10 protein-coding genes are annotated in these 9,145 nt (G+C 60.5%); 3 read left to right on the top strand and 7 right to left on the bottom strand.

Going from position 1 to position 9,145, the window contains the following annotated elements:
• Nucleotides 1–737 (top strand): hypothetical protein (locus VGY55_14010; GenBank protein ID HEV2971084.1); only part of this gene is annotated, 737 nt, incomplete at its 5' end.
• 21 nt (nt 738–758) lie between these two features.
• Here VGY55_14010 and VGY55_14005 read toward each other — a convergent pair.
• Together VGY55_14005 and VGY55_14000 are read right to left on the bottom strand one after the other, a co-directional pair.
• Nucleotides 759–1,382, bottom strand: coding sequence for a Uma2 family endonuclease (locus VGY55_14005; GenBank protein ID HEV2971083.1), 624 nt, complete (start codon nt 1,380–1,382; stop codon nt 759–761).
• 72 nt (nt 1,383–1,454) lie between these two features.
• Nucleotides 1,455–4,271, bottom strand: a complete 2,817-nt coding sequence (locus tag VGY55_14000; GenBank protein HEV2971082.1) for a DEAD/DEAH box helicase family protein — start codon at nt 4,269–4,271, stop codon at nt 1,455–1,457.
• Nucleotides 4,272–4,692: 421 nt separating this feature from the next.
• On the opposite strand from VGY55_14000, the gene VGY55_13995 reads away from it, so the two are divergent.
• A complete protein-coding gene (locus VGY55_13995; GenBank protein HEV2971081.1) occupies nt 4,693–5,223 on the top strand; it encodes a carbohydrate-binding domain-containing protein in 531 nt (176 codons plus the stop codon).
• Nucleotides 5,224–5,340: 117 nt separating this feature from the next.
• Here the strand turns inward: VGY55_13995 and VGY55_13990 are convergent, their stop codons facing one another.
• Entirely contained in the window at nt 5,341–5,763 is a 423-nt protein-coding gene (locus VGY55_13990; protein HEV2971080.1) for an SRPBCC domain-containing protein, read from the bottom strand.
• 15 nt (nt 5,764–5,778) lie between these two features.
• Nucleotides 5,779–6,456: a DNA-3-methyladenine glycosylase gene (locus VGY55_13985; GenBank protein ID HEV2971079.1), complete on the bottom strand. Its 678-nt coding sequence runs from the start codon at nt 6,454–6,456 to the stop codon at nt 5,779–5,781.
• 80 nt (nt 6,457–6,536) lie between these two features.
• On the opposite strand from VGY55_13985, the gene VGY55_13980 reads away from it, so the two are divergent.
• Nucleotides 6,537–6,785: an antitoxin family protein gene (locus VGY55_13980; GenBank protein ID HEV2971078.1), complete on the top strand. Its 249-nt coding sequence runs from the start codon at nt 6,537–6,539 to the stop codon at nt 6,783–6,785.
• 430 nt (nt 6,786–7,215) lie between these two features.
• Here VGY55_13980 and VGY55_13975 read toward each other — a convergent pair whose 3' ends face one another.
• The 3 genes from VGY55_13975 to VGY55_13965 form a co-directional block, all read right to left on the bottom strand.
• The gene (locus VGY55_13975; GenBank protein HEV2971077.1) at nt 7,216–7,833 is read right to left on the bottom strand and encodes a hypothetical protein; all 618 of its coding nucleotides are present in this window, start codon (nt 7,831–7,833) and stop codon (nt 7,216–7,218) included.
• 65 nt (nt 7,834–7,898) lie between these two features.
• A complete protein-coding gene (locus tag VGY55_13970; protein HEV2971076.1) occupies nt 7,899–8,492 on the bottom strand; it encodes a DNA polymerase ligase N-terminal domain-containing protein in 594 nt (197 codons plus the stop codon).
• Nucleotides 8,493–8,502: 10 nt separating this feature from the next.
• Nucleotides 8,503–9,039 (bottom strand): adenine phosphoribosyltransferase, encoded by a 537-nt coding sequence (locus tag VGY55_13965; GenBank protein HEV2971075.1) that lies wholly within the window; start codon nt 9,037–9,039, stop codon nt 8,503–8,505.
• Between the last annotated feature and the right edge of the window lie 106 nt (nt 9,040–9,145).

Below are 9,145 nucleotides of genomic sequence, written 5' to 3'. Positions count from 1 at the left end.
ATCGCACTGCCAATCCAACGCAAGCCGAGGCGATTCCCGCCGGCCCGTCGGCGATCGTCTTTCACTGGTCGAACGAACGACTTCGCGACTGGGGAATGACTTTCGGCGGTTCGGCTGACGGCGGCTATACGATTTCGGGGCTATGCGATGCCATGCTCGGGATCAAGAAGCAATCGATTGATGGGCCGTCGGAACTGCTCGACAAAGCAATCCCCGGCGATTGGATAGTTCGGCCCGGAGTGGGCGATGAGCAGATCATCAAAGAGTTGGTCGCGATCTTGAAAAACGCAACCACGGTGCCAGTTCGCATGGAGTTTCGCGCGGCCCCGCGGCCCGTTTATGTCGTCGACGGCACCTACGAGCACAAGTCGATTCCCGGCGGGCATGACAAGGATACGATGATTTACGCGGACAAAACGGTCACTCTCGACGCGATCGACGTCTTCGGCAAGCAACTTGTCCCAAACAGCGGCTCCGGCGGGGGGACCGGAGATTTCCGTGAATTCCTCGATTGGGTCGGCGATTGGATCGGCACGCCGATCGTTTCGGAAGTGAAATCGCCGCCAACGGGTGAGTTGAGCTGGTTTCTGCACGGCCGATCGCCGTTTACCAAGGAGATGGAAGCCGAGGATCGCGACCCGAAGCTGGTTCTCGCCAACATCACGGCGCAGACCGGCTTACACTTCCGCAAGGAAACGCGCTCTGTGAAAATCTTGTTCATCAGCCGCGGCGAGTGAGAGAGCGGGGGGCAACATCGCTTACGGCAAGATCGAGGCCACCGAGATTTCGCCCAAGAGGCGACCGTCGAGCACCAATTTCAGTACCCCGGTCGTTGGGACGATCTCGCCCGTTTGATATGCAGGCTCCCCTGATTCCCCGGTACGCGGATCGCGATGGATCTCGACCTGCCGATCGATCAGGTTCACGATCCAATACTCCGGCACGCCGGCCGCCGCATAGACGCGGGCCTTGGCGCCGCGGTCGAGGCCCAGTGCCGACTCGGCAACTTCGATCACGAGCCCGATTTCGCCCGGTCCCGGATGATGATCGTGGTAGTCAAGGTAACTGCCACGGACGACCGACAAATCAGGTTCCGGTTCGCTCGCGACGAGCCTCACAGGCTGCTGGACGGCGACGTCCCACCCGTTAGGCAACAGCCGCAAAATCGCTCGCATCATCCCTCGCACAGCATACATGTGCGGAATGCCAACGGGTGTCATCTCCAGAATCACTCCTTCGAGAAGCTGAACTCGATCACTCGTGGTCAGGATGCCCGCCTCGATCATCCGGTGGTACTGCTCGACGCTGAAGCGATGGGGTGCAAGCGGCGTCGGCGGTGGGATCGTGTTGGATGCGGGTGGTGCTTGTTCAAGAGTACTCATTGCGGTTCTCCTCGACAGGCATTAACGCCAGCATAAACATTCTACTAGCCAGCACGTGAAAACGTTACTACTTCATTCCCTTCTCGGTCGCCGGCTCGACAGCGTTCGCAAGATCGCGTCGAGCACCGCATCGAGGTGTTTACCGACATCCTCGGCCAGGAAGCGGAGCACGAAGTAGCCGCCTTCCTGCAAGAGCAGGTCTTTGCGCCGGTCGCGACGATAGGCATCGGCACCGTCGAGATGCTGCGAGCCGTCGAGTTCCACGGCCACCCGCGCGTCGGCGCAGAGCAAGTCCACTTCCATTTGCCCAACCTGGTCGAACGGAATCGGCAGCGCGGCATTGAGCCGAAATCGCCCGCGAGTGTCCGGCAGCGTTTCCAATCGGCGAAACAGAAAGGGCTCGGTCGCGCTGCGGGCCCGATCCGCGCCCTCGGCATCCGCCGAAGGCGAGCGAGCTGAACTAGCGAAGAGATTCGCCAATGGCAAATCGACTCCGTCGCGAATGAGCCGCCGCACGCTGGCCGAGTAGTCGCGTTTCCACTCCGGATCGACCGGAAGTGGCACGTCCACCGGCCATCCCGCCGCGGCGCTGGCCGGGAGTTGGATTTGGTAACCGACGGCTTCGTAACCTCGGCAGCGACGGTCGAACATCCGGGCCAGCATCGGCACATTCAGATCGGCATAGTCGTAGACTTGCACTTCGCGTTTGCGATGATGGAGGCGATGCAAGCGGCCGACGTATTGCGCGACCGTTCCGCGCCAAGAAATTGGAAGCGCGAGAAACAGGGTGTCGAGCCGGGCGTCGTCGAAACCCTCGCCGATGTATTTTCCGGTCGCCAGCAGCGCTCGATCCTCCGTCTCGGGGATTGTTGCCAAGCGCTCGATCACCGCGCGAATCTCGCTCTGCCTCATGCCGCCGCGCAGAACGACAAGATGCCGGATGCTCGTCGACAACCGCTCGGCCAAGTCGTCAAGATGGTCATTGCGCTCGGTCAATACGAGCGGGGAGCGGCCATGCCGGACAGCTTCCTGCACGTCGCCGCAGATGACGCGATTCCGCGCGTCGTCGGCGACCAACTGCGAATAGAATTCCTGAAACTGGATTCGCATGTCCTCGGACGATGGTTCCACCGCATGAAATCCTGTCGGCCGGACGCGCACGGTGTGTTCGAACGGGCGCGCCGCCGCCTGCTGCTTCGCATCGACGCGGCAGCGAACGGGCCCGCACTGCATGAAGATGATCGGGTGATGGCCGTCTTTGCGCGCGACGGTCGCCGACAGGCCGGTGACGAATTTCGCCTTCGACCGCCGAACGACCTGCTCGAAGCTCTGCGCGGGCAAATGGTGACATTCATCTACGATTATGTGGCCATACTCTCCGACCAGGTCATTTACTATTCCCTTGCGGACGATGCTTTGAATGAGCGCAACATCGATCGAGCTAGTTCGTTTCTTGCCGCCACCGCCGAAGCGGCCGATTGCGTCTGGCGGAAGTCCTAGGAATGCTTCGAGCCGTCGCAGCCACTGTTCGAGCAACTGGCGGCGATGCACCAGAACCAGCGTGTTAACGCCGCGCCGGGCGATAAGCCAAGCGGCGATCACGGTCTTGCCGAAGGCCGTCGGAGCGGACAAAACGCCCGTCTCGTGGGCGAGCACTGCTTCGGCGGCAGCCAACTGCCCGGGCTGCAACTCGCCGAGGAACTTCACATCCAGCGGTATGCCGGCCATCCGCTCGTCGCGCACGATCATCTCGATTCCCAGATCCGCCAGGAGCTTTTGCGCGTCGTCCAAGCAACCGCGCGGCAATCCGATGTGCAATGGATGGTCTTCGGCGCAGGCAACGACGCGCGGCTTGCCATAGGTCGGCAGGCGCATCGCTTGGGCTTTGTAGAATTCCGGATTCTGAAATGCTGCCAGCCGAATGAGTCGGTTGCGAAGTCCCGGTGGCAATTGGTCCTTGGCAAAATAGATTTGATTGCCCAGGATCAGCTCGAGGCGATCGGGGAGCGGCTCAGCTAACGCCGGCTCGTTCCGTCGGCGCGACGGGGGCAAGGTCCAAGGCGCGGAATCATCCTCGTCAGGGATAGCCAAACGGACACCGACAACCCGGCCTCGTTTCTCGGCGGTGGCAACGACTTCCTCGATCGTCGATCGGGCGATCTTGGGAACGCTTGCCAGATAGGCCCATTGATCGGAGTGCGGCACGCCGCTCTGGTTAAGAAACACGCTGTTGCCGGATTCTCGCGGCCGTCTTTGCAGCGGCAGGGCGATTAGGTTACCGAAGCCGCCGCGCGGGAGGGTGTCTTGATTCGGAAAGAAGCGATCGTACGAATCGAGCCCGATGTCGGGCCGTCGCTCCATCGTTTCGGTCAAGAGATGCGCCCCGAGCTTTCGCGCAACCGTCGCGGGAATCGCTTGTTTGAAGAACAGCCAGATATGCCCGCCGTTTCCGGAGCGCGAGCGCTCCAGCGCCGCGGACAGATGCAGCCGATGACAAGTTTCCAGGACGGCGCATGCATCCTCTTGCCAATGCGCTTTGTCGAGGTCTATCGCCAAGAAGAAGCATGTTTCGTCGAGGAGCATTGGGTAAACGCCCATGACGAAATCGCGTCCGGTGTCGTCATGCCCGGAAAGGTGCCAGCGGATGACTTCGCTCGTGATCGGCAGAAAGCGTTTGTGCAGGCAATCGAAGCACTTGATCCTGGGCTTCTCGCACACGCCCTGCACCCACTCGTTGGCACAAGCTGGCGAATACCCAGATTTGCCGGTCTTGCGGCTCTCGAAGCGCCGCGGGTAGACATCATCTCGCCCGCGGAAGAGCGAACGAAACAACGCGATCTTGGCCTCGGGCGGAGAGAAATTGTCGATCGAGATGTGTTGCTGAACCATTGGACAAGCTCATTCGTCGCGATACCGATTCACCGATTCTGAAACGTCATTTTGAGACCCCTCAGCGCGCCGAACAAGTCCGTAAATGATCCGCAGATTTCACCGATTTTCGCGGGTTTGTTTGAGTGATATCCGAGCGCACGGCTCGTTTCTTGAAATCTGCGTCAATCGGCGCAGTCCCCGAATTATCTCCCCTGCAGTCGCAGTAGCGTACATCAAGGCTCGGAAGCCCACTATCACCGCCGGTTCCGGTGCGTCAGCGCGGACTCGACGCACCCTACCGCTCTGAGTCGTCAGGCGACGACGCCTGACCTACCTGTTGGTTGACATCGCCTCGGGCGAAGATACGATCAACAGTGGTTGTCTGCCTGGATTGGTTCCGGGCTCACGCTCGAAGAGAAATCTTGGGAGGGACGATGCTATGAAATGCCGCGCTCTCGTCATCTCGCTTTGCTCGCTGGCGATCCTGCTCGCCTCGGTTACGCTGGTCCGGGCCGACGACGCGATCACGATCGAATTGAAGGATTTCAAGTTCAAGCCCGCAAAGGAAATCACCAACCCCGAGGCGATGTTCGGCTTCAATGAGAGCGAGGGCAAACTGTTCTTCTATACCAATGGCCCCGCGGAAGCGACGTTCAAGGCGCCGGCCGACGGCGAGTATGAAATTGTAGTGAGCGCCTCGGGCGATTCCGTGCAAAACTCCGGCGACGCCAAGATCGACGGCCCTGCCAAATTCAAGCTGACCATCGATGACAAGGCCGTCGTCGCCGATAAGGCCGTCGGGGATGAGACGGCACTGACCGACGACTCCGCCAAAGACTACACGCTGCCCGTCACGCTCAAAGCCGGGGACCACAAGCTGGTGATCGCGTTCACCAACGACGTGTACAAAGAAGGGGCCTACGATCGCAATCTTTACGTGCACGGCGTGAAGATCGTGTCGAAAAAGTAGGGCGAGCGACCGGCGGGCGCGAGAATCGGAGGCCGCAAAGTAGGTCAGGCGTCCTCGCCTGACAGTCGCACGTCGATAGTCGCCCGGGATTGTCAGGCGACGACGCCTGAACGACACCTACTTAAAATGCGGCCCAGGCGATTTGCCTTCCGCGTAGTCTTTCAGCCTGTACATAAGAGCGCCCCACGTCGAGTTGGCGGGGCGGAAATGGCCTTCGATGTGCGGCCAACCGGTTTGCTGGAAGCGGACGCGCGTTTTGCCGGCGTCTTCCGATAGGTCCCACGTCAGGCGAGTGCCCGGCCATTCGTCAGGCCCGCCGACGCATTGCCAGACGACTCGCTGGCTCGGGACCAATTCGTCGATCCGCATCCGAAAAACGGCCTTACGGCCGAAGAAACCAAATTCGGCCACGCTGCCAACACGCGGCTCGACCACGCAATCGGCCGTCCACCACTGCCGCAGCCCGTCGGCCGTCGTGATCGCTTGATAGACCTTCTCGGGATGGGCCTGGATGTAGATTCCATGAAGCAATTCGTGCACAGCGGTTCTCCCGGATCATTTCTTCTTTGTCTTTATCGTGCCCTTTGTGACAGGAGTTGGGGCCGATATTTTTTTCGAGCCGCTTTTCCGACTGAGATCGAGATATCTCCAGCAGTACCAGCTTCCGATGCTCGCATAAGGCTTCCAGCGGCTGCCAACAGCGAGACATTCGTCGCGCTTAGGAAGTTCCTTGAACTTGTGCAGGTGCTGAATTGCCATCCGCACGCCCAGGTCATCCAGCGGAAAGACATCGGGCCGGCCGAGCGCGAAAATCAAGAACATGTGGGCCGACCAGCGGCCGATCCCTTTGACCCGGATCAACTCCTCGATCACCTCGTCGTCGCTCATCCGGCCCAGCCGCGACAAGCGCACGGTTCCGTCGCCGCACTTATCGGCGAGGTCGTGCAGATAACTGGCCTTCTGCCGCGAGATCCCGACCGAGCGAAACTGCTCGATCGAAAGGCCGACAATCGTCTCGGGGCGAATCCCGCGCGGCGCGACGCGAGCTTCCAATCGCTCGCGAATCGAGCGGGCCGCCGCGATCGAAATCTGCTGCGAGATGATCGATCGCACGAGCATCTTGAACCGATCGCGCTGCGGCTTCAAAGTGAACGGCCCGACTTGCTTGACCACCTCGGCCAGCGCCGGATCGGCCCGCTTGAAATGCCGGTGGATTTGACGGTGATTGGGCATGAAAGTTTAACAGGCAACCAGTTTGCAATCCGCGTCGATTGTACTCGACTTTGCCGCCGGTAGCGAAGTATAATCACATCATGCAGGAGCCCATTACGGCCATCTACGAGAATGGCGTCCTCAAGCCGCTTCACCCGGTGGACCTCAAGGAACACGCGGTGGTATCGCTGACTATTCTAGGTAAGGGCGAGCCACTGGCCGATGAGCATGCCGACGCGGTCCGCCGCCAACGTACCGCATTGGCGGCGATGCTCGAGGAGACCGCAATGCTTCCCTTGGAGGGCGCTCAAGACCAGTTTTCCAACCGTGACCACGACCTGGTTTTGTAGGGTTGGAAGAAATGATCTTCGTCGACTCGGGCGATCGGTCATAGTCGCATTCCACCGACCGACGAACGAATATGCGTCGCCGCACCGATTTCGGTTTGTGGTACAATCTGCCGATGTGCCAATCGAAAAACTGAAGTGATTTTTACTTATTCCAACGGCACCGTCTGACCAAGAAGAAGAGCAAACCGCAAGTTACGGCAGACAAGCTACCCATAATCCAGAAATGTGACCGACCCCAAGAATCACGATCATTTAGCGCCCAATTTATAAGGACGAAGACTCCCATGGCGATCGCAAATAGCACCTCCCGACAAAAGGTCCTCTGGTGTCGCCGCAAGCTGTCCTGTCGTGGCTCGTCCATAGTGACCATTCTACCCGACAGCGCATGATAAAGCCGCTGTTCCGCAATTCCCAATTTCAAATTTGATGTTCATTGCCCGGCTTCGTTCAACAGAGCTTCAAGTCGACCGGCCAAATCCGCTGGCAGGGAGGAGAGAAGATCGCGGCCGATCAGCCCGACCCCGATTAAATCGCGGAGGTGGACTCGGTCTTGATCGCGGTTGGACAGTAGCTTCATGCGCACGAGTCCGGCCAGCGAGATGACGGGAGTGTTCTGTTCGAGCATTTCGCGCTCGTCCACGCTCGGCGACGGGAGCGAATAATCGGGGCGAATTTTCTCGCCGGACCAGAGGAGTCGAACGGCTCTCCGCGGGTTGGGATCGGACCGTTCGAGAAACATGCCGACGCCTTGGACCTCGAAGTAGTCCATCGCGACGGTGGCCGCGGCGCCGCGTGCCCGCGGCAGGTCGTCGCGGCGCAACAAAATGTCCACGTCTTTGGTCGTGCGGACGGCGGCGGGGTCTTGGGTCGCCACCCTCAACGCCACAGCTTGGCCGCCGACCAAGGCATACTCGACTTGCGCATCGTTCAGTGCCCGCCCGATTCGCCGCATCCGGTCCGTGACTTCGTCGAGCGCCATGACGTATCGCTCCCAGATTCCATGCGCGGCGGGCAAAGCTTCAGCGGCGTCGGACCGGATTTCAGCCATGGCCGCATTTTGCCAGGGTGCGAAGCGAAATGCTGCCTTGGTTTTTGGCCACGAGCCCGCCGCGATTATGTTTGTCGCGGATGGAAAACGAATTGCCATGAGTTGCTCGCCGCGGACGATCGCGCTAGGGTTGCTTCGCCGCGCAGGCGATCGCCGGTAAGCGCAATTCGGAGTGCTAGTGGAGCTTCAATCGAGAAGGGACGGGTGCCATGGCCACTGCTCTGAGTGGCCATGCCTTCGTGCGGCTCATGCCCACGCCGAGCCGTGGGCATGGCACCCAACTGGTCAAAGCAGCTTCGAGGCTCGACTAGAGGCGTCTCGCTCAAGAGTTCGAAGTGCCCGGCGTCCCAGCGGATGACGGTGCCGCGGTCGCCGGAGATTGGGCCTTCGTAGTCGAGATAGGCCAGTCGATGGTCGGGCAGTTGCTCCGCCGCGATCAGAATGTCCGACGCTGGCTCGGCGGCAAGCGCCCAAGTGCGGAGCGCCGCGCCCGATTCGAGCATCAGATCCCAATGCACACCCGACGTACGCAAACGGCCTGCGGAGAGGGGGACAGTCCCCTTTTTTTCCGCGACCGCCGAATCCGTCACGGCGGACACAAAAGGGGACAGTCCCCGGCCGTTTTCGCAATCGTGTCGCAGGATGACGTAGCGCCCCATGTGGCCGCCTTCACGGGTATTTCACAAGGCTGAACGACTCGTAAGGGGCCAAGCGCGGCGCGCCCCCCAGCGAGAGCAATTCGATGACGAACGCGCAGCCCGCCACATGGGCGCCGGCCTTTTCCACGAGCCGGCAGCAGGCTTGCATCGTGCCGCCGGTCGCCAGCAGGTCATCGACCAAGAGCACATTTTGTCCCGGCGAGACGCCGTCGATGTGGATTTCGAGCGTGTCGGTGCCGTATTCCAATTCATAATGAAAGGCATGCGTGTCGAAAGGGAGCTTGCCCGGCTTGCGGACCGGCACGAAGCCAACGCCTAGTTCAATGGCCAGGGGCGCGGCGAAGATGAAGCCGCGGGCCTCCGCCGCCGCGACCACGCCGACCCGCGCGTCGCGATAATGATCCGCCAGTTGCGCGATCGTTTCGCGAAGGGCCTCCGGCGCCGCCAACAACGGCGTGATATCGCGAAACAATATCCCCGGCTTCGGAAAATCCGGGATGTCGCGGATGTAATCGGTTAGACGGAGACCGGTGGGAGAAGTCGGCATAAGGGCACCGCGGGTGAAGAGCCTATCCGAGAACCGCGGTGCAAAGGGGACAGTCCCCGTTTTGCTCCGACCATCGCGGCGATGGTGCCCGCGCAAAAGGGGGACA

The organism is Pirellulales bacterium (assembly GCA_035939775.1).
Lineage (GTDB): Bacteria > Planctomycetota > Planctomycetia > Pirellulales > DATAWG01 > DASZFO01.
The sequence above is the reverse complement of the archived record's forward strand: the minus strand, read 5'-3'. Positions and strand labels throughout refer to the sequence as shown.

What these genes read in the sequence shown, in the direction of transcription:
- VGY55_13980 (HEV2971078.1), top strand. Translation starts at nt 6,537, where the DNA reads ATGCAGGAGCCCATTACGGCCATCTACGAGAATGGCGTCCTCAAGCCG.
- VGY55_14005 (HEV2971083.1), bottom strand. Translation starts at nt 1,382, where the DNA reads ATGAGTACTCTTGAACAAGCACCACCCGCATCCAACACGATCCCACCG.
- VGY55_14000 (HEV2971082.1), bottom strand. Translation starts at nt 4,271, where the DNA reads ATGGTTCAGCAACACATCTCGATCGACAATTTCTCTCCGCCCGAGGCC.
- VGY55_13965 (HEV2971075.1), bottom strand. Translation starts at nt 9,039, where the DNA reads ATGCCGACTTCTCCCACCGGTCTCCGTCTAACCGATTACATCCGCGAC.
- VGY55_13995 (HEV2971081.1), top strand. Translation starts at nt 4,693, where the DNA reads ATGAAATGCCGCGCTCTCGTCATCTCGCTTTGCTCGCTGGCGATCCTG.
- VGY55_13970 (HEV2971076.1), bottom strand. Translation starts at nt 8,492, where the DNA reads ATGGGGCGCTACGTCATCCTGCGACACGATTGCGAAAACGGCCGGGGA.
- VGY55_13975 (HEV2971077.1), bottom strand. Translation starts at nt 7,833, where the DNA reads ATGGCTGAAATCCGGTCCGACGCCGCTGAAGCTTTGCCCGCCGCGCAT.
- VGY55_13985 (HEV2971079.1), bottom strand. Translation starts at nt 6,456, where the DNA reads ATGCCCAATCACCGTCAAATCCACCGGCATTTCAAGCGGGCCGATCCG.